Origin of the sequence: Aeromicrobium sp. Root472D3 (genome assembly GCF_001426485.1) — a bacterium.
Taxonomy (GTDB): domain Bacteria; phylum Actinomycetota; class Actinomycetes; order Propionibacteriales; family Nocardioidaceae; genus Aeromicrobium.
Genome location: NZ_LMET01000001.1, coordinates 2,760,280 through 2,779,204, shown reverse-complemented (window position 1 = coordinate 2,779,204; position 18,925 = coordinate 2,760,280). Strand labels below are relative to the sequence as shown.

18 protein-coding genes are annotated in these 18,925 nt (G+C 69.4%); 15 read left to right on the top strand and 3 right to left on the bottom strand.

From position 1 onward, the window contains the following. Nucleotides 1-17 precede the first annotated feature (17 nt). The 5 genes from ASD10_RS13665 (at nucleotide 18) to ASD10_RS19550 (ending at nucleotide 3,184) form a co-directional block, all read left to right on the top strand. Nucleotides 18-731, top strand: coding sequence for a polyphenol oxidase family protein (locus ASD10_RS13665; RefSeq protein WP_056609315.1), 714 nt, complete (start codon nucleotides 18-20; stop codon nucleotides 729-731). Beyond that, nucleotides 728-1,435, top strand: coding sequence for a YggS family pyridoxal phosphate-dependent enzyme (locus tag ASD10_RS13660; RefSeq protein WP_056609313.1), 708 nt, complete (start codon nucleotides 728-730; stop codon nucleotides 1,433-1,435). Before ASD10_RS13665 ends, ASD10_RS13660 begins: the two co-directional genes overlap by 4 nt. A 41-nt stretch (nucleotides 1,436-1,476) precedes the next feature. Then, nucleotides 1,477-1,986, top strand: a complete 510-nt coding sequence (locus tag ASD10_RS13655) for a cell division protein SepF (protein WP_056609311.1) — start codon at nucleotides 1,477-1,479, stop codon at nucleotides 1,984-1,986. Between the two features lie 3 nt (nucleotides 1,987-1,989). Next, entirely contained in the window at nucleotides 1,990-2,280 is a 291-nt protein-coding gene (locus tag ASD10_RS13650; protein WP_056609308.1) for a YggT family protein, read from the top strand. 94 nt (nucleotides 2,281-2,374) lie between these two features. Then, the gene (locus ASD10_RS19550) at nucleotides 2,375-3,184 is read left to right on the top strand and encodes a DivIVA domain-containing protein (protein WP_056609306.1); all 810 of its coding nucleotides are present in this window, start codon (nucleotides 2,375-2,377) and stop codon (nucleotides 3,182-3,184) included. Nucleotides 3,185-3,252: 68 nt separating this feature from the next. Here ASD10_RS19550 and ileS read toward each other — a convergent pair whose 3' ends face one another. After that, on the bottom strand, nucleotides 3,253-6,465 hold the full coding sequence (gene ileS, locus ASD10_RS13640; protein ID WP_082556208.1) for an isoleucine--tRNA ligase: 3,213 nt from the start codon (nucleotides 6,463-6,465) through the stop codon (nucleotides 3,253-3,255). Between the two features lie 28 nt (nucleotides 6,466-6,493). Here ileS and ASD10_RS13635 point away from each other — a divergent pair, with 28 nt between their 5' ends. The 8 genes from ASD10_RS13635 to ASD10_RS13600 all read left to right on the top strand — a co-directional run bounded on the left by ASD10_RS13635 (nucleotide 6,494) and on the right by ASD10_RS13600 (nucleotide 13,779). Next, on the top strand, nucleotides 6,494-6,895 hold the full coding sequence (locus ASD10_RS13635) for a TraR/DksA C4-type zinc finger protein (protein WP_056609302.1): 402 nt from the start codon (nucleotides 6,494-6,496) through the stop codon (nucleotides 6,893-6,895). A gap of 77 nt (nucleotides 6,896-6,972) precedes the next feature. Further along, nucleotides 6,973-7,872 carry a TIR domain-containing protein gene (locus ASD10_RS13630; RefSeq protein WP_056609300.1) on the top strand — a complete coding sequence of 300 codons (900 nt, stop codon included), beginning with the start codon at nucleotides 6,973-6,975 and terminating at the stop codon, nucleotides 7,870-7,872. Next, on the top strand, nucleotides 7,862-8,335 hold the full coding sequence (locus ASD10_RS13625) for a hypothetical protein (protein ID WP_200938273.1): 474 nt from the start codon (nucleotides 7,862-7,864) through the stop codon (nucleotides 8,333-8,335). Before ASD10_RS13630 ends, ASD10_RS13625 begins: the two co-directional genes overlap by 11 nt. Before the next feature lie 143 nt (nucleotides 8,336-8,478). Then, nucleotides 8,479-9,018: a signal peptidase II gene (lspA, locus tag ASD10_RS13620; RefSeq protein ID WP_235501878.1), complete on the top strand. Its 540-nt coding sequence runs from the start codon at nucleotides 8,479-8,481 to the stop codon at nucleotides 9,016-9,018. Further along, nucleotides 9,015-10,001 carry an RluA family pseudouridine synthase gene (locus tag ASD10_RS13615; RefSeq protein WP_056609298.1) on the top strand — a complete coding sequence of 329 codons (987 nt, stop codon included), beginning with the start codon at nucleotides 9,015-9,017 and terminating at the stop codon, nucleotides 9,999-10,001. The genes lspA and ASD10_RS13615 overlap by 4 nt, the downstream gene beginning before the upstream one ends. 171 nt (nucleotides 10,002-10,172) lie before the next feature. Continuing rightward, complete coding sequence (locus ASD10_RS13610; RefSeq protein WP_056609296.1) at nucleotides 10,173-11,396, top strand: pyridoxal phosphate-dependent aminotransferase; 1,224 nt, start codon at nucleotides 10,173-10,175, stop codon at nucleotides 11,394-11,396. 590 nt (nucleotides 11,397-11,986) lie between these two features. After that, nucleotides 11,987-12,976, top strand: a complete 990-nt coding sequence (locus tag ASD10_RS13605; RefSeq protein WP_056609294.1) for an ATP-binding cassette domain-containing protein — start codon at nucleotides 11,987-11,989, stop codon at nucleotides 12,974-12,976. Next, entirely contained in the window at nucleotides 12,973-13,779 is an 807-nt protein-coding gene (locus ASD10_RS13600) for an ABC transporter permease (protein WP_056609291.1), read from the top strand. Before ASD10_RS13605 ends, ASD10_RS13600 begins: the two co-directional genes overlap by 4 nt. Before the next feature lie 9 nt (nucleotides 13,780-13,788). Here the strand turns inward: ASD10_RS13600 and ASD10_RS19080 are convergent, their stop codons facing one another. After that, nucleotides 13,789-14,196, bottom strand: coding sequence for an iron chaperone (locus ASD10_RS19080; protein WP_056609289.1), 408 nt, complete (start codon nucleotides 14,194-14,196; stop codon nucleotides 13,789-13,791). A 163-nt stretch (nucleotides 14,197-14,359) separates the two neighbouring features. Between ASD10_RS19080 and dnaE the strand changes: the two genes are divergently transcribed. Together dnaE and ASD10_RS13585 are read left to right on the top strand one after the other, a co-directional pair. Continuing rightward, nucleotides 14,360-17,893, top strand: coding sequence for a DNA polymerase III subunit alpha (dnaE, locus tag ASD10_RS13590; RefSeq protein ID WP_056609287.1), 3,534 nt, complete (start codon nucleotides 14,360-14,362; stop codon nucleotides 17,891-17,893). Next, nucleotides 17,881-18,465, top strand: coding sequence for a hypothetical protein (locus tag ASD10_RS13585; RefSeq protein ID WP_056609285.1), 585 nt, complete (start codon nucleotides 17,881-17,883; stop codon nucleotides 18,463-18,465). The genes dnaE and ASD10_RS13585 overlap by 13 nt, the downstream gene beginning before the upstream one ends. Here ASD10_RS13585 and ybaK read toward each other — a convergent pair. Next, entirely contained in the window at nucleotides 18,431-18,922 is a 492-nt protein-coding gene (ybaK, locus tag ASD10_RS13580; RefSeq protein ID WP_056609283.1) for a Cys-tRNA(Pro) deacylase, read from the bottom strand. The genes ASD10_RS13585 and ybaK overlap by 35 nt on opposite strands. Between the last annotated feature and the right edge of the window lie 3 nt (nucleotides 18,923-18,925).

Genomic DNA, 18,925 nt, shown 5'->3' with positions numbered 1-18,925 from the left:
GATCGGGGACGCGACGGGTGATCTGGTTCGAGGGCAGCCACGGCGACGTCTCGTTCGCGTTCACCGACCGCAGCGGTGGCACGAGCGAGGGATCGTGGGGCTCGCTCAACCTCGGCACGTCCAACGGTGACGACCCCGCGCGGGTCGCCGACAACCTCGCGCTCGTCGGCGGGGCCGTCGGCGCCGACCGGCTCGTGCGCATGACCCAGGTGCACGGCAACGACGTCGTGTGGGCCGATGCCGTCGCCGACGGCGACGTGCCGGTGGCCGACGCGCTGCTGACCGACCGCCCGGGCACCGCCGTGCTGGTGCGGGTCGCCGACTGCACGCCGGTCGTGCTGGCCGGCCAGGGGGTCGCGGCCGTGGTGCACTGCGGACGGGAGGGGCTCGTCAAGGGGGTCGTCCCGGCCGCCGTGCGCGCGATGCGCGCCCGCGGCACGTCCCGCCTGCGGGCCTGGGTCGGCCCGCGCGCCTGCGGACGGTGCTACGAGCTGCCTGCCGCCATGGCCGACGCCGTCGCCGAGGTCGTCCCGCAGGCCCGCGCCAACACGTCGTGGGGCACCGCGTCGATCGACGTCGGCGCGGGCGTGCTGGCGCAGCTGGCCGCCGACGACGTCGATGCGACCGACCTCGGGGCCGACGAGTGCACGATCGAGCACGACCGGTGGTTCTCGTACCGCCGGCAGGGCCAGGACTCCGGCCGCTTCGGCGCCGTGGCGGTGGTCCGGTGAGCGCCGACGTCGACGACCGTCGCGCCGAGCTGACGGCGTCACTGGCCGAGACCGAGCAGCGCATCGTCGAGGCGTGCGCCGCCGCCGGTCGCTCGCGCGACGAGATCACGCTCGTCGTGGTCACCAAGACCTATCCCGCCTCCGACGTCGAGATCCTGGCCGAGCTGGGCGTCGTCGACGTCGGCGAGAACCGGCACCCCGAGGCCGGCGACAAGGCCGAGCAGGTCGCCGCGCCCCTGCGCTGGCACTTCCTCGGCGGGCTGCAGACCAACAAGGCCGGTGCCGTGGCCCGCTACGCCGACCTCGTGCACAGCGTCGACCGCGTCAAGCTCGTCAACTCGCTGTCGCGGGGTGCCGAGGCGGCGGGCCGGACGCTGACGTGCCTCGTGCAGGTCGACTTCCAGGCCACCGACGCCGGGCGGGCCGGTGTCCTGCCCGACGGCATCGGCGTCGTCGCCGACGCGATCGCCGGCGCACCGGGCCTCGAGCTCGGCGGCCTCATGACCGTCGCGCCGCTCGGCGAGGACCCCCGGCCGCACTTCGACCACCTGGTGCGGCTGTCGGCCGAGCTGCGCCGCGACCACCCCGACGCGTCGATCGTGTCGGCCGGCATGAGCGGCGACCTCGAGGCCGCCGTCGCCGCCGGCGCGACACACCTGCGGATCGGGCGTTCGGTGCTCGGCGAGCGTGCCGTCACCGGGTAATCTCAGCACTGTCACAACCGACACGGACCCACGGAGAAATCATGGCTGGCGCAATGCGGAAGGTCGGCGAGTACCTCGGACTCGTCGAACAGGCCGACTTCGACGACGAGTTCGACGAGCTCGAGCCCGACGAGGCCCCGGCCCGGCAGCAGGCGCCCGCGCGTCAGGCCGCTCCCGCCGTCGTGCGGCCCTCCACGGTCTCCAGCATCGACGAGCGCCGTCGTCCCGAGCGGGTCGAGCGTCCTGAGCGTCGCGCCTCCACGGCGTCCGACCTCGCGCGCATCGAGACCGTGACGCCGCGCACCTACAACGACGCCCGCACGGTCGGCGAGCAGTACCGCGCCGGCGTGCCCGTCATCATGAACCTCTCCGAGATCGACGACGACGACGCCAAGCGCCTCGTCGACTTCGCCGCGGGCCTGGTCTTTGCGGTGCACGGATCGATCAACCGCGTCACCGCCAAGGTGTTCCTGCTGTCGCCCGAGAACATCTCGGTCACCGACGAGGACAAGCAGCGCATCGCTGCCGGCGGCTTCTTCAACCAGAGCTGACGGATGGCCACAGTCGGCAACATCCTGCTCTTCGTCCTGTGGATCGCGCTGCTGCTGCTGATCGCCCGGTTCGTGCTCGACTGGGTGCAGATGCTGGCGCGCAACTGGCGTCCCCGCGGCGTCGTGGCGGTGCTGTGCGAGGGTCTGTACTCCGTGACCGACCCGCCGCTGCGCGCCGTCCGCAACGTCATCCCCCCGCTGCGCCTCGGCTCGGTGATGCTCGACCTGTCGCCCATGATCCTGATCATCGGCATCTACATCCTGCAGCGCATCGTCGAGCTCACGTTCTTCTGACCGAGGTCGGTACGCCTGTGGCAGAAGTGAACGCCCACCGAGTACGGTGGAGTCTCCGAGTCCCCAGGACTACCCCGAAACCCGAGGTGTACTCATGCCACTGACGCCAGAGGACGTGCGTAACAAGCGTTTTACGCCAGTCCGTCTTCGCGAAGGCTATGACATGGGCGAAGTTGACCAGTTCCTCGACGAGGTCGAGGCCGAGCTCGAGCGTCTGACGGTCGAGAACGAAGAACTTCGCGCCAAGGTAGCTGCCGCATCGACCGGCGAGCCGACCGGACTGATCCCGGCCCTCTCGTCGTCGACCCCCGCCGCGCAGTCTGCGCCGACCCCTGCGGTGCAGGAGCTGGCCAAGGCCCCCGAGCCCGAGCCCGTCAAGGCTCCCGAGCCCGAGCCGGCCCCCGCGCCGGTCGCCGCGGCTCCGGCGCCGGTCGCGACGCCTCGTCCGTCGATGGGCGACGCCTCCTCGGCGGCCGCCCGTCTGCTCGAGATCGCCTCGACCAACGCCGACCAGCTCATGGACGCGGCCAAGGAAGAGGCCGACCGCATGGTCGGCGAGGCGCGTGCGAAGGCTGAGCGCATCACCAACGAGGCCCGTGGCAAGGCCGACCGCCTTGAGACCGACGCCCGCATCCGCGCGCAGAAGCTCGACGAGGAGACCAACGAGCGTCGCACGGCCGCCGTCGCGACGATCGAGCGCGATCGCTACGAGATCCAGCGCGAGGTCGAGCACCTGCGGGCGTACGAGCGTGAGTACCGCGCCCGGCTCAAGAACTACTTCCAGAGCCAGCTCGACCAGCTCGCGGCCAACGAGAGCACCACGGCCTCGACGCCCGTCCAGGCACCGGCAGACGCGGCCCCGCGCCGTCTCCGCTCGCTGCTCGGCGACGACGAGAACCTCTAGCCACACCGCACCACCCGAACGGCCCGCCTCCTCGGAGGCGGGCCGTTCTGCGTCCGTGCGTCGTGCGCCTAGACCTTGGTGACGGTGAAGGCGAAGCCCAGCTCGTCGTCGGAGAAGGCCGACGCGTCGGACGTCTCGGTGATCGACGTGGCCAGCACCTCGTCGGCGATGAGGGACGCGTGGGTGCGCAGCGCATCGGCCATGCCGCCGTCGGCCGTCCACGTCACCGCGATGCGGTCGCTGATCTCGAGCCCCGACGACTTGCGGGCCTCCTGGATGACGCGGATCGCCTCGCGGGCCGAGCCCGCGAGCCGGAGCTCGTCGTCGAGCTCGAGGTCGAGGGCGACGGTCTCGCCCTGGTCGTTGACGACCGACCAGCCCTCGCGCGGACGCTCCGAGACGACGACGTCGTCGGCGGTGAGCTCGACGGACCGGCCGTCGACCTCGACGGACGCCGTCGTGCCGCCCAGGAGCGCGTGCGCGACGGCCGCCGGGTCGTCGTGCGCGGCGATCGCGGCGGCGACGGCGGGCGTCCCCTTGCCGAATCGCTTGCCGAGGTTGCGGAAGTTGCCCTTCAGCGAGTACTCGACGAGGTCCTCGCCGCCCTCGCCGAACGGTTGCAGCTCGCGGACGTTGAGCTCCTCGGCGATATCGGCCCGCAGGTCGGCCTCGAGCCGGTGGAAGCTGGCCGAGGCCAGCAGCGCACGTCGCAGGGGCTGACGCGTGCGCACCTTGGCCTCGGCGCGGGCCGCGCGTCCCAGCTCGGTGACGCGGCGCGCGAGGTCGACGCGGGCGCCGAGGCCGTCGACGATCAGCGACTCGTCGGCGACGGGCCACGTCGCGAGGTGCACCGAGGCGGGGGCGTCGGGCGTCACGGGCACGATGACGTCCTGCCAGACGCGCTCGGCGATGAACGGCGTGAGGGGTGCCATGAGGCGGGTCAGGACGTCGAGCGTCTCGTGCAGCGTCGCGAACGCCGCGGCGTCACCGCGCCAGAAGCGGCGGCGCGAGCGGCGGACGTACCAGTTCGACATGTCGTCGACGAATCCGGCGATCCGCGTGCCGGCGGTCTGGGTGTCGAACTGCTCGAGCGCCGCGGTGACGTCGCGCGTGAGGGTGTGCAGCTCGGACAGCAGCCACTGGTCGAGCACCTCGCGCTCGGCGACCGGCGGGACGCTGCCGGACGTGGGGGTCCACCCCTCCGTGCGGGCGTAGAGGACGTGGAAGGCCGTCGTGTTCCAGTACGTCAGCAGCACCTTGCGGACGATCTCCGACAGCGCGGTGTTGCCGATGCGGCGCGGGGCCCACGGCGAGCCCGAGCACGCCATGAACCAGCGCAGGGCGTCGGCGCCGTGCTCGTCCATCAGCGGCATCGGCAGCAGGATGTTGCCGAGGTGCTTGCTCATCTTCTTGCCGTCCTCGGCCAGGATGTGGCCCAGGCAGACGACGTTCTCGTACGAGCTCTGGTCGAAGACCAGGGTGCCGACGGCCATCAGCGAGTAGAACCAGCCGCGCGTCTGGTCGATCGCCTCGGCGATGTACTGCGCGGGGTACGCCTGCTCGAACTTCTCCTGCGAGCCCTCGGCGTGCGGGTAGCCCCACTGCGCGAACGGCATCGAGCCCGAGTCGAACCAGGCGTCGATGACGTCGGGGACCCGGCGGTACGTGCCCGCCTCGCCCTCGATCTCGAACGTGACGTCGTCGATGTAGGGACGGTGCGGGTCGAGGTCGGACAGGTCGCGTCCCGTGAGGCCCGACAGCTCGGCCAGCGACTCGACGCACACGAGGCGGGACGGATCGGCGTCGTTGCGCCAGATCGGCAGGGGCGTGCCCCAGTAGCGGCTGCGCGACAGCGACCAGTCGATGTTGTTGGTCAGCCAGTCGCCGTAGCGGCCGTTCTTGATCGTGCCGGGGAACCAGTTGGTGTCGGCGTTCTCGGCCAGCAGGCGGTCCTTGACGGCCGTCGTGCGGATGTACCAGGCGGGCAGCGCGTAGTACATGAGCGGCGTGTGGCAGCGCCAGCAGTGCGGGTACGCGTGCTCGTAGGCCAGCTCGGCGAACATCAGCCCCCGGGACGCGAGGTCGTCGGCGAGCACCCGGTCGGCGGCCTTGAAGAACTGCCCGCCGACGAGCGGGACGTCGTCCTCGAAGTGCCCGTCGGGACGGATCGGGTTGACGACCGGCAGGTCGTATCCCTTGCACACGATCATGTCGTCGGCACCGAACGCGGGGGACTGGTGCACCAGTCCCGTGCCGTCGTCGGCCGTGACGTAGTCGGCCAGCACCACGAAGTGCGCGGGGCTCGGGAACTCGATGAGCTCGAACGGACGCTGGTACGTCCACCGCTCCATCTCGGCGCCCGAGAACGTCTCGCCCGTCGTCGTCCAGCCCTCGCCCAGCGCCTTCTCGACCAGCGACTCGGCGACCAGCAGCGTCTCGTCGCCGCCGGTGGCCAGCACGTAGGTGAACGCGGGGTTGACCGCGACGGCCGTGTTCGACACGAGGGTCCAGGGCGTCGTCGTCCACACCAGCATCGACGCGCGTCCGGCCAGCGGGCCGGACGTGAGGGGGAAGCGGACGTAGACCGACGGGTCGGTGATCGTCTCGTAGCCCTGCGCGAGCTCGTGGTCGGACAGCGTCGTGCCGCAGCGCGGGCAGTAGGGGGCGACGCGGTAGTCCTCGGTCAGCAGCCCCTTCTTGAAGATCGTCGACAGCGCCCACCAGACGCTCTCGACGTAGGCCGGCTCCATCGTCCGGTAGGGGTGCTCCATGTCGACCCAGTAGCCCATCCGGTCGGTCATCTCCTCGAAGAGATCGACGTTGCGGACGACGGCCTCACGGCACTTCGCGTTGAACTCGGCGATGCCGTAGGCCTCGATGTCGGGCTTGCCGTTGAAGCCCAGCTCCTTCTCGACCGCGATCTCGACGGGCAGGCCGTGGCAGTCCCAGCCGGCCTTGCGGTCGACGTGGTAGCCCTGCATCGTCTTGAACCGCGGGAAGACGTCCTTGAAGACGCGGGCCTCGACGTGGTGGGTGCCGGGGGTGCCGTTGGCCGTCGGGGGACCCTCGTAGAACGTCCAGCGCGGAGCGTCGGCGGGGGTGTCGAGCGTCGCCGCGAAGGTGCCCTGGTCGGCCCACAGATCGAGGATCTCGCGCTCCAGGACCGGGAGGTCGACGTGGGCCGGAACCGGCCGGTAGGACGGGGTGTCAGACGCGTGCGAAGTCACACCCTCAATTCTACGGGTGGGCGGCGCGGAGCCTGCGGCGGTGCGAGTTGGCATTGTCCTGACGGGGGTCTAACCTTCGTGCATGCCAAACACCAAGCTCGCCGTGCGAGCGGACGAGACCCCCTGGACCGCAGCCGAGGCCAAGGAGGTCCGCACCGAGCTGGAGGGCGATCTCGCCCGGCTGCGCGTCGAGCTCGACGCCTCGGCCCGCGAGCTGCAGGACCTGCTGCGCGACGGTGTCGACGGTGCCGGCAACGACCAGGCCGACGTCGGCTCCAAGGGCCTCGAGCGCGATGCCGAGATGTCGCTGCGCGCCAACCAGAGCGAGCTGCTGCTGCAGACCGAGAAGGCGCTCGACCGGCTCGAGAAGGGCACCTACGGCCAGTGCGAGGTCTGCGGCGAGGCGATCGGCAAGAATCGTTTGATCGCGTTCCCGCGTGCGACACTGTGCATGACATGCAAGCAGCGCGAGGAAAGACGATGAACTCGTCGCTCATTACAGACTGATTGTCCGAGGCCTCCGATACTCTCCGGTAAACGCACGGAGAGTTCAGGAGAAGCATGACGGTCGACAGTTCGGCGTCCGAAGTGGATCCGCGCAAAGTTTTCGTAATTCACGGACGTAACGATGCCGCTCGCCGCGGTGTGTTCGCATTCTTGCGGTCTATCGGGCTCGAGCCGATCGAATGGGCCCGCGCAATCGCGATGACGGGGAAGGGTTCCCCGTACATCGGCGAAGTTCTCAATGTCGCGTTCGGTCAGGCTCAAGCCGTCGTGGTCCTTCAGACTCCGGATGACGTAGCGCATCTTCACGAGTCTCTGACTTCCCCGGACGACCCAGATACGCAACCTCAGATGCAGCCCCGGCCGAACGTGCTGTTCGAAGCAGGGATGGCGCTGGCACGGGATGAGGATCGGACGATCATCGTCGAACTGGGGCAGATCCGTAGCTTCAGCGACATACACGGGCGCCACGTTGTCCGTTTGAACAACTCAGTGGAGAAGCGCCAAGACTTGGCGACTCGCTTGAAGACGGCTGGATGTTCGGTCGTGCTCGACGGCACCGACTGGCACTCTGACGGTGACCTCACGCCGCCCCCGCAGCCGGGGGGCGGACTCCCGATGGGCCGCAAGCTCCCCTCCTCGCAGACCTCGGGGCAACCCCGAATGTCAATCTCTTTGAGCAAGGCCGGCAAGAGCAGTGAGCGGATGACGATCACCAATCATGGACCGGGAGACGTGTACGAGCTCGATTTCGAGCTGCCTTATGATCGCGAGGGCACTCGCGAGTGGCGCGAAGAAGGCTTCCCAGTTCCCAAGTTGCCCCCGGGTAAGTCGGTCTCGGCCGCGAGGTTCATGTCGTTCGCGTCCTCTACTCCGGCCTACTTCACTGTGATGTTGCGAGGCAGAACGGCGGATGGCGTAGAGATTGCTCAAGAGGAGTTTGTCAGTGGACGATGAGTTCGAGATCGAAGTCTCTGTTCAAATTCCACAGGACGCCGACGGTTTTATTCGTCGAGAATGTCCTCATTGCGAGCAGCAGTTCAAGTGGCATGACGGCCCTGCGAACGAAGTTGCTGAGAACTTCGGCGCGGCCGAGACGTACTACTGCCCGCTGTGCGGCGAACCAGCAGGCCTGGACTCTTGGTACACCACGGAACAACTCGAAGTAGCGCAGCAGATGGCGATGCCTCACGTCATGGGCATCGTCGAGGACGGGCTTGAGTCCATGTTCCGGGGCGTCAAGGGCATGACATACGAGCGTGGCAACGATATTCTGCCGGACGAGTCCGAGCCCCTGGTCGAGCCGAACGACATGATGATCGTCGCTTCGCCCTGCCACAGTTTCGAACCAGTCAAGATCCCCGCGGACCATCCGGCTCGGCTGCACTGCCTACTCTGCGGATCGGCCTTCGGGGTGTAGCAACGGGCAGTTGATCCGCATGGGCCCGATGGTCGGGCTGTCTGGCGGACCGACCGGATTGCGTATGACTACCTCGTGGGACTATGGATGCGATATGTCGAGCGAATGGGGTGCCGCGCATGAGTGACTCCTCTTCGGATGACATGCAAGCAGCGCGAGGAGCGTCGCTGAGCCCTGGCGACGACCACGGCGCGACCACGAGGACGTACGTACGGCTGTTCGCCGTCGTCGCCGTCGTGTCGCTCGTCCTCGACCAGGTCACCAAGGTCGTGGCCGTCGAGAGGCTGCAGGGCCGTGAGTCGATCGAGATCATCCCGGGCGTCCTGTCGCTGACGTTCCTGCGCAACCCCGGCGCCGCGCTCAGCACGGGAGCCGGGTTCACGCTGGTGCTCAGCATCATCGCGATCGCGGTGTGCATCGGCGTCGTCCGCGTCGCGCCCCGGCTGCGCGACCGCGGCTGGGCCGTCGGCCTGGGGCTGCTGCTCTCGGGGGCGCTCGGCAACCTCATGGACCGCATCTTCCGCGAGCCGTCGCCGCTCAAGGGCCACGTCGTCGACTTCATCGACTACGGGGTCTTCGTGGGCAACGTCGCCGACATCGCGCTGACGTTCGCGGCCATCATCATCGTCTGGCGCGCGTGGCGGGGCGTGCGCATCGACGGCACCCGCGAGGAGAAGTCATGACCGCCGACAACGGCACGCACACCGACCTCGAGCAGGTCGATCTCGAGCACCGGGTCATCCAGGTGCCGGAGGGGCTCGAGGGCGAGCGGGTCGACAGCGCCCTCGCACGCCTGCTGGGCCTGTCGCGCACCCGTGCCAGCGAGCTCGTCGCCGAGGGCCACGTGTCGCTCGACGGCCAGGCGCCCGCCAAGTCCGACCGCGTGTCGGCCGGCTCGGTGCTCGAGGCCTCGATCCCGGCGCCGCGCCGCGCGGTCGTCGTGGCGACCGAGGTCGAGGGCATGCGCCTGGTGTTCCAGGACGACGACATCGTGGTCGTCGACAAGCCCGTCGGCGTCGCGGCGCACCCCAGCGTCGGCTGGTCGGGGCCGACCGTGCTCGACCACCTCGCGGGCGTCGGCATCCGCATCTCGACGTCGGGGGCGCCCGAGCGCCAGGGCATCGTCCACCGTCTCGACGTCGGCACGAGCGGGCTCATGGCGGTCGCCAAGTCCGAGCACGCCTACACCGTGCTCAAGCAGGCGTTCCGCGACCGCTCGGTCGACAAGACCTACCACGCGCTCGTGCAGGGCCACCCCGATCCGCACACCGGCACGATCGACGCCCCGATCGCCCGTCACCCCAAGCACGACTTCAAGTTCACGGTCAAGGACGGCGGCCGCGACAGCATCACGCACTACGACACGCTCGAGGCGCACCGCTTCGCGAGCCTGCTGACGATCAAGCTCGAGACGGGGCGCACCCACCAGATCCGCGTCCACATGAGCGCGATCCACCACCCGTGCGTCGGCGACCTGATGTACGGCGCCGACCCGACGCTGGCCAAGCGCGTCGACCTCGACCGGCAGTGGCTGCACGCGCACAAGCTGGGCTTCGTCCACCCGCGCACGGGCGAGTACGTCGAGTTCGAGTCGCAGTACCCGGACGACCTGGTGCACGCGCTCGAGATCGTCCGCACGATCGACGACAACCCGCTCCCGCGCTGACCCACCCCCGCGCCCACCTCGTCCGCGAGAGGTGCGGAGTGGACTTTTCGGGACGGCGTGTCCGACCACACCGCACCGGGCCCCCACTCGCTGCGCTCGCGGGAGGTGCCCCCAGGGGACGGGGATGCACCACTCGCGGGGCAGCGGGCCGCCGGGTGGAATGATGGGCGCATGTCCTCCGTCGTGCGCCAGTCCGAGAAGCTCAGGGATGTCCTGTACGACATCCGCGGACCCGTCAGCGCGCGAGCTGCAGCCCTCGAGGCCGAGGGACACCGCATCCTCAAGCTCAACATCGGCAACCCCCAGCCGTTCGGCTTCGACGCCCCGGCCGAGATCCTGCAGGACGTCATCGCGGCGCTGCCCGACTCGGCGGGCTACTCCGACTCGCGCGGCATCCAGTCGGCGCGCCGCGCCGTGGTGCACAACTACCAGCTGCAGGACGGCTTCCCCGAGATCGACGTCGACGACGTCTGGATCGGCAACGGTGTCTCCGAGCTGATCTCGATCGCCCTGCAGGCGCTGCTCGACAACGGCGACGAGGTGCTGATCCCCGTCCCCGACTACCCGCTGTGGACGGCCGTGACGAACCTCGCGGGCGGTGTGCCGGTGCACTACCGCTGCGACGAGGACAACGACTGGAACCCCGACCTGGCCGACCTCGAGTCGAAGATCACCGACCGCACCAAGGTCATCGTCGTCATCAACCCCAACAACCCGACCGGCGCGGTCTACTCGCGCGAGACGCTGGCGGGCATTGCCGATCTCGCGCGCCGGCACGACCTCGTGCTGATGGCCGACGAGATCTACGACAAGATCCTGTACGACGACGCCGTGCACATCCCGATGGCGAGCGTGGCCCCCGACGTCCTGACGCTGACGTTCAACGGCCTGTCGAAGGCGTACCGGGTGTGCGGCTACCGGGCCGGCTGGCTCGTCGTGACGGGGCCTCTGCAGCGCGCGCAGGACTACCTCGAGGGCATCACTCTGCTCGCGTCGATGCGGCTGTGCCCCAACGTGCCGGCGCAGAACGCGATCCAGGTCGCACTCGGCGGGTACCAGTCGATCAAGGAGCTGATCCTGCCGGGCGGACGGCTGCTCGAGCAGCGCGACACGGCGGTCGCCGAGCTGCGCAAGATCCCCGGCGTCAGCGTCGTCGCGCCGCGCGGCGCGCTGTACACCTTCCCGCGGCTCGACCCCGAGGTGTACCCCATCAAGGACGACCAGCAGCTCGTGCTCGACCTGCTGCTGCAGGAGAAGATCCTGCTGACGCAGGGGACGGGCTTCAACTGGCCCGATCCCGACCACCTGCGCATCGTGACGCTGCCGTGGGCGCGCGACCTCGCCGAGGCGATCCAGCGTCTGGGCAACTTCTTGAGCAGCTACCGCCAGGTCTGACCCGCCCTCGAGGGCCCACGGCCCCCCTCCCTGGCGACCGGTCGCCAGGGAGGCCGCCTGCGGCCGACCGTGAGCGAAGCGAGGCGGCTCACGCAAGCCCTCACGCTGTGGTTCGCCTCGGGCTTCGCCCTCACGGTCGCTGCGCTCCCTGGCGAACGGAACCACTCGGTCGCCAGGAAGGCCGCCTGCGGCCGACCGTGAGCGAAGCGAGGCGGCCGACGCAAGCCCTCACGCTGTGGTTCGCCTCGGGCTCCGCCCTCACGGTCGCTGCGCTCCCTGGCGAACGAGGGGGTGGTCACGGCGCGCTGCGCTCCTTGGCGAACGGAACCACTCGGTCGCCAGGGAGGCCGCCTGCGGCCGACCGTGAGCGAAGCGAGGCGGCTCACGCAAGCCCGATCGGGTGCTTCGCCTCGGGCTTCGCCCTCACGGGCCCCCACTCGCTGCGCTCGCGGGAGGTACCCCCAGCTTCGCTCCCTGGCGAACGAAGGGCGGGAACGGGTTCGTCCGGTCGAAAGGCTGGGTTTCTGTCCGCGTGATGCGGCATGATGTCCCCTGATGTTCCTGATAGGAATACGGAGAGGCTTCGAGAGATGACCGACATGATCCGGGCGACCGGACTGGTGAAGACGTACAAGGACGTCGAGGCGCTGTCGGGCCTCGACCTGACCGTGCCCGAGGGCACGGTGATGGGCCTGCTGGGCCCCAACGGTGCCGGCAAGACCACCGCGGTGCGCATCCTCGCGACGCTGCTCAAGGCGACGTCCGGCACCGCCGAGGTCGCCGGCATCGACGTCGCCAAGGATCCCGACGGCGTCCGGGCGCGCATCGGCCTGTCGGGCCAGTACGCGGCCGTCGACGAGCACCTGACGGGGTTCGAGAACCTGCAGATGGTCGGCCGCCTCTACGGTATGCCCAAGGCCGCGGCGTCCCAGCGCGCCCGCGACCTGCTCGAGCGCTTCGGTCTCGACGACGCGGGTGACCGTCCGTCCAAGACGTACTCCGGCGGCATGCGCCGCCGCCTCGACCTGGCCGGCGCGCTGGTCGCCGAGCCGCCCGTGCTGATCCTCGACGAGCCCACGACGGGCCTCGACGTCCGCAGCCGCCAGCAGATGTGGGGCGTCATCCGCGACCTCGTCGCATCGGGCTCGACGCTGCTGCTGACGACGCAGTACCTCGAGGAGGCCGATCTGCTGGCCGACGACATCGTCGTGATCGACCACGGGCGCGCGATCGCGCGCGGCACGGCCGACGAGCTCAAGTCGCAGACCGGCGGCGAGCGCATCGAGATCGTGCTGACCGACGGGAGGCAGCGCGACGCCGCCTCCCGCATCCTGGCCCGCGTCGCGATCGGCGAGGTGCAGACCGGCGACAACGAGCGCGAGCTGACGGCGGCCGTGGACGGGGGAGTGCCCCAGCTGCGCGCCGTGCTCGACGAGCTCGACGCCCAGCGCATCGACGTCCTCGACGTCGGCCTGCGACGCCCGACGCTCGACGACGTGTTCCTGAGCCTCACCGGGCGGGCGGCCGAGACCGCGCCCGACGACACATCCACCGACGAGGGCACGGAGGTGCCGGCATGACGACCCTGACCCGCCACGCGACCGACGGATGGGTCGTGGCCAAGCGCAACCTCATCAAGATCGTCCGCGTCCCCGAGATCCTCGTGTTCGTGCTGATCTCGCCGATCATGTTCGTGCTGCTGTTCGCGTACGTGTTCGGCGGCGCGATCGACCCCGGCGACGGCGTCAACTACCGCGAGTTCCTGATCGGCGGCATCTTCGCCCAGACCGTCGTGTTCGGCGCGACGTTCACCGGCGCGGGGCTGGCCGAGGACATGCAGAAGGGCATCATCGACCGGTTCCGGTCGCTGCCGATGTCGCGCTCGGCGGTCCTGGTGGGTCGCACGACGTCCGACATCGTCTACAACGTCCTGTCGCTGATCATCATGGCGCTGACGGGCCTGCTGGTCGGCTGGCGCATGCGCGAGGGCGTCGTCGACGCGCTCGCGGGCTTCCTGCTCCTGCTGCTGTTCGCCTACGCGATCAGCTGGATCATGGCGTGGGTCGGCCTGCTGGTCCCGAGCGTCGAGGTCATCAACAACGCCTCGTTCATCGTGATCTTCCCGCTGACGTTCGTGTCCAACGCCTTCGTGCCGCTCGACACGCTGCCGGGCGTGGTCCGGACGTTCGCCGAGTGGAACCCGGTCTCGACCGTCACCCAGGCCTCGCGCGAGCTGTTCGGCAACACGGGCGGCCGGCCGCCGCAGTCCGACGCGTGGGCCATGCAGCACCCCGCCGTCTACACCGTCATCTGGGTCGCGATCATCCTCGTGGTCTTCGTGCCCCTGTCGGTGCGCCAGTACCGCATCGCCAGCAGCCGCTGACGGCGCCGATCAGCCGCCCGAGCGCTTGCGTGCCGCGAACTCGGCGGCCTCGGCGAGGCGGAAGGCCGTCACGTCGGCGATCAGCTCGAGCGGCAGCGGCTCGTCGAGCGAGAACCTGATCGCCGACTTCGAGGTCGAGTACGGCTCGAGCTCGGCCTCGAAGCGGGCGAACGCCCCGGCGGTCGGGAAGAAGTTGAGCGACGTGTGCTCGGCCTGCCCGGCGAACTGCACCACGACGAGCCCGTGCTGCCGGTACGTCGGCATGTTGTGGCCGATCGTCTCCTCGGCGTCCGGCAGCGTCTCGGTGATGACGCGGCGCATCTCGGCCAGCCGCGGCTCGACGTCGTACGTCGCGGCGGCCAGGTAGTCGTCGACGCTCGCGTACGTCTGCTTCTCGCGGTCGGGGTGCCCAGTCATGACCCCAGTATGGGTGCCGACAACTTTTCGTTCGGAGGGCGGGACGGAAGCGGCGGGGTGCGGATTCTCGTCAGGGCCCTCGACTACTCTGGAGACCTTCCCCCGACCCGTCCCAGACCGCACGTCCGTCTGGTCAGATCTCAGCCCCGGAGGCCATCTCTCGATGTCGAGCGACTCGTCATTCGTGCACCTGCACGTGCACACGGAGTACTCGATGCTCGACGGGGCGGCCCTGCTCGACGGACTGTTCGAGCGCACCGCCGAGCTCGAGATGCCGGCCATCGCGATGACCGACCACGGCAACCTGCACGGCGCCTACGACTTCTACAGCAAGGCCAAGGCCCACGGTGTCAAGCCGATCATCGGCATGGAGGCCTACCTGACGCCCAACATCCCGCGCACGGAGAAGAAGGCCGTGCAGTGGAACAAGGGCGCCAAGGACGCCGACGTCGCGGGGCGCGGTGCGTACACGCACATGACGCTGCTCTCCGAGACGACCGAGGGCATGCACAACCTGTTCCGCATCGGCTCGTACGCGAGCCTCGAGGGCCAGTACCGCAAGCCGCGCGCCGACCGCGACCTGCTGCAGCGCTACGGCAAGGGGCTCATCGCGACGACGGGCTGCCCGTCCGGCGAGATCCAGACGTGGCTGCGCATCGGCAACTACGAGAAGGCCCGTGCCTCGGCCGCCGAGTTCCAGGACATCTTCGGCAAGGAGAACTTCTTCCTCGAGCTGATGGACCACGGCCTCGAGATCGAGCGGGTCGTGCGCGACGGGCTGCTGCGCCTCAAGGCCGATCTCGGGCTGCCGGCGATCGCCACCAACGACTCGCACTACACCAGCCCCGAGGACGCCGAGGCCCACTCGGCGCTGCTGTGCGTCCAGTCGGGCAGCACCCTGACCGATCCCAACCGGTTCAAGTTCGACTCCAACGACTTCTACATCAAGTCGGCCGCCGAGATGCGCGACCTGTGGGAGGACCGCTTCGACCTCAAGGAGGCGTGCGACAACACGCTGCTGATTGCCGAGCGCTGCAACGTCGAGTTCACCGAGTCCAACGGTGGCTACATGGCGCGCTTCGACGTCCCCGAGGGCGAGACCGAGGACTCCTGGTTCACCAAGGAGGTCTGGAAGGGCATCGAGAGCCGCTATCCCGCCGGCATCACCGACGAGGTGCGCGCCCGCACCGAGATGGAGCTCGACGTCGTCCGCACCAAGGGCTACTGCGGCTACTACCTCGTGGTCGCCGACTTCATCAACTGGGCCAAGGACAACGGCATCCGCGTCGGCCCCGGCCGCGGCTCGGGTGCCGGCTCGATCGCGGCCTACGCGCTGCGCATCACCGACCTGTGCCCCCTGACGCACGGCCTGATCTTCGAGCGCTTCCTCAACCCCGAGCGCCCGTCGATGCCCGACTTCGACATCGACTTCGACGAGCGTCGTCGCAGCGAGGTCATCCGCTACGTCAGCAACAAGTACGGCGAGGAGCGCGTCGCGATGATCGCGACGTTCGGACGGCTCAAGTCCAAGGCCGCGATCAAGGACGCCGCCCGCGTCATGGACTACCCGTTCTCGCACGGCGAGCGCATCACCAAGGCGCTGCCCGCCGACATCATGGGCAAGGGCGTCACGCTCAAGGGCCTGTTCGACAAGGACGACAAGCGGTACGGCGACGGCGGCGACTTCCGCAAGCTGCACGACGACGACGCCGACGTCCGCAAGATCTACCAGACCGCGCTGGGCCTCGAGGGGCAGATCCGCCAGTGGGGCGTGCACGCCGCCGGCGTCATCATGTCGAGCGATCCGCTGATCGACATCGTGCCGATCATGAAGCGCGAGCAGGACGGCGCGATCATCACGCAGTTCGACTACCCGATGTGCGAGGCGCTCGGGCTGGTCAAGATGGACTTCCTGGGCCTGCGCAACCTGACGGTCCTCGACGACGCGCTGGTCAACATCAAGCGCAACCGCGACATCGACCTCGTGCTGGAGGACCTCGATTTCGAGGACCAGGCGACCTACGACCTGCTGGCGCGCGGCGACACCCTCGGCGTGTTCCAGCTCGACGGCGGCCCCATGCGCGCCCTGCTGCGCAGCATGAAGCCCGACAAGTTCGAGGACATCTCGGCCGTCGGCGCGCTGTACCGTCCGGGCCCGATGGGCGCCGACTCGCACAACAAGTACGCGCGCCGCAAGAACGGCCGCGAGCCGATCGACCCGATCCACCCCGAGCTCGAGAAGCCGCTCGAGACCGTCCTGGGCGAGACGTACGGCCTGATCGTGTACCAGGAGCAGGTCATGGAGATCGCCCAGGTGCTGGCGGGCTTCTCCCTCGGACAGGCCGACAACCTGCGGCGCGCGATGGGCAAGAAGAAGAAGTCCGAGCTCGACAAGCAGTACGCGGGCTTCCAGCAGGGCATGCTCGACCGCGGCTACTCGCAGAAGGCCATCACGACGCTGTGGGACATCCTGCTGCCGTTCTCGGACTACGCATTCAACAAGGCGCACTCGGCGGCGTACGGCGTCATCTCGTACTGGACGGCGTACCTCAAGGCCAACTACCCGGCCGAGTACATGGCGGCGCTGCTCACCAGCACGCGCGTCGACAAGGACAAGTCCGCGATCTACCTCAACGAGTGCCGGCGCATGGGCATCAAGGTGCTGCCGCCCGACGTCAACGAGTCGGTCTCGAACTTCGCGTCGGTCGGCGCCGACATCCGCTTCGGCCTCGGGGCCATCCGCAACATCGGCGAGAACGTCGTCGCGGGCATCGTCGAGGGCCGGGCCGGGGGACCGTACGCCGACTTCAACGACTTCCTCGACAAGGTCCCGACGCTGGTGTGCAACAAGCGCGTCCTCGACTCGCTGATCAAGGCCGGCGCCTTCGACTCGATGGGTCACCGCCGCCGGGCACTGACGACCGTCGCCGAGGAGGGGGTCGACCTCTACATCGACCTCAAGCGCCAGGCCGCGATCGGCCAGGACTCGCTGTTCGGCGGCCTCGGCGACGACGTCTTCACGGGCGGGCGCGTCGAGGTGCCCGAGCACATGCCCGAGTGGGAGAAGACCCAGCTGCTGGCCTTCGAGCGCGACATGCTGGGCCTCTACGTGTCCGACCACCCGCTGCAGGGCCTCGAGCACGTGCTGCGGGCCAGCAGCGACTGCACGGTCGGCGAGCTGCTGACCAACACCGACCTGCCCGACGGCAGCACGGTGCGCATCTGCGGTCTCATCACGGGCGTCCAGCGACGCATGAGCAAGAAGGGCGACAGCTGGGCCTCGGTGACGATCGAGGACCTCGAGGGCGGCATCGAGGTCATGGTGTTCCCGGGGGCCTACCAGCTGGCCATGCCGGTGCTGGTCCCCGACACGATCGTCGTGGTCAAGGGGCGCGTGCGGCGCAAGGACGACGGTGTCGAGCTCAACGCGCTCGAGGTCACGATGCCCGCGATGGGATCGGGCGGACCCGACCGCCCCATGGTCGTCAGCCTGCCGGTCGCCCGCTGCACGAGCGACACGATCGGCACCTTCAAGCAGGTGCTGTCGGCGCACCCGGGCATGTCCGAGGTGCACCTGCGCCTCATCGGCAACGGCACCACCAAGGTCATGCGCCTCGACGACAGCCTGCGTGTGGCACAGTCGTCCTCACTCATCGCCGATCTCAAAGAGCTGCTGGGACCCCATTGCCTGACCTGAGCGCCACCCCCACGACGTCCGACACCCGCTCCACGGTCCCCGTCCGCCGCCTCGCGATCGTCCTGCTGGGCACGCTGCTGACGGGTCTGGTCGGCGGGCTGGTGTGGCTGTGGCTCGCGCAGCCGGCCGAGTGGGAGGGACGCGACGGAGGCCTCGTGCTGACCGAGGCCGCGGCCCGCGGCCAGTTCTCGGTAGTCGTTGTGTTCGTCCTGGTCGGTGTCATCGCGTCGGTGGTGTCCGGATGGGTCACCGCCCGCCTGCTGCCCGACCTGGGGTGGCTCGCGGTGCCGCTCGTCGCGGTGCTCAGCGCCGTCGCCGCGGTCGTCGCGTGGCGCGTCGGGGTCGAGCTCGGCCCGCCCGATCCCTCCACGGTCGCCGGGGTGGCCGACGGCGACCGCGTGCCGGCCCGGTTGGCGGTCGACAACGTCGCACCGTTCCTGGTGTGGCCGATCTTCGGCCTCGTGGGCGTCATCGGCGCGACGTGGTCGGACGGCCGTCGCGACGCGCGCCCGGGCGGTCGCGGGGCAGGAGCCGAGGTCAGCGAGCGATTCGAGCCACGACAGCACGGGTGACGCGCACCAGGTCGTCGGGCGCGATCTCGGCCTCGAGCCCCCGGCGTCCGCCCGACACGAAGATCGTCGGCCACTGCGCCGCGCTGCGGTCGACGACCGTGCGGTGCGCCTTCTTCTGACCGATCGGCGAGATGCCGCCGATGACGTAGCCGGTGGCCCGCTGGGCCTGCCCGGCATCGGCCATCTGGGCGCGCTTGCCGCCCAGGGCGTCCGCGAGCGACTTGAGGTCGAGCGATCCCATGACGGGGACGACCCCGACGCACAGCTCGCCGTCGACGACCGCCATGAGCGTCTTGAAGACGCGCCCCGGATCGGCGTCGAGCGCTGCGGCGGCCTCCATGCCGAACGAGTCGGCCCGCGGGTCGTGCACGTACGAGTGCGACGTGAACGGCACGCCGGCGCGGTGCAGTGCGACGAACGCGGGGGTCGAGTCGGTGGGCTTGGGGTTGGCTGCCACGGC

Bases quoted from the DNA above. Each gene is read 5' to 3' on its own strand.
- ASD10_RS13655 (WP_056609311.1), top strand. From the start codon at position 1,477: ATGGCTGGCGCAATGCGGAAGGTCGGCGAGTACCTCGGACTCGTCGAA.
- ASD10_RS13650 (WP_056609308.1), top strand. From the start codon at position 1,990: ATGGCCACAGTCGGCAACATCCTGCTCTTCGTCCTGTGGATCGCGCTG.
- ASD10_RS19550 (WP_056609306.1), top strand. From the start codon at position 2,375: ATGCCACTGACGCCAGAGGACGTGCGTAACAAGCGTTTTACGCCAGTC.
- ileS (WP_082556208.1), bottom strand. From the start codon at position 6,465: ATGCCAACTCGCACCGCCGCAGGCTCCGCGCCGCCCACCCGTAGAATT.
- ASD10_RS13635 (WP_056609302.1), top strand. From the start codon at position 6,494: ATGCCAAACACCAAGCTCGCCGTGCGAGCGGACGAGACCCCCTGGACC.
- ASD10_RS13630 (WP_056609300.1), top strand. From the start codon at position 6,973: ATGACGGTCGACAGTTCGGCGTCCGAAGTGGATCCGCGCAAAGTTTTC.
- lspA (WP_235501878.1), top strand. From the start codon at position 8,479: ATGCAAGCAGCGCGAGGAGCGTCGCTGAGCCCTGGCGACGACCACGGC.
- ASD10_RS13615 (WP_056609298.1), top strand. From the start codon at position 9,015: ATGACCGCCGACAACGGCACGCACACCGACCTCGAGCAGGTCGATCTC.
- ASD10_RS13610 (WP_056609296.1), top strand. From the start codon at position 10,173: ATGTCCTCCGTCGTGCGCCAGTCCGAGAAGCTCAGGGATGTCCTGTAC.
- ASD10_RS13605 (WP_056609294.1), top strand. From the start codon at position 11,987: ATGACCGACATGATCCGGGCGACCGGACTGGTGAAGACGTACAAGGAC.
- ASD10_RS13600 (WP_056609291.1), top strand. From the start codon at position 12,973: ATGACGACCCTGACCCGCCACGCGACCGACGGATGGGTCGTGGCCAAG.
- ASD10_RS19080 (WP_056609289.1), bottom strand. From the start codon at position 14,196: ATGACTGGGCACCCCGACCGCGAGAAGCAGACGTACGCGAGCGTCGAC.
- dnaE (WP_056609287.1), top strand. From the start codon at position 14,360: ATGTCGAGCGACTCGTCATTCGTGCACCTGCACGTGCACACGGAGTAC.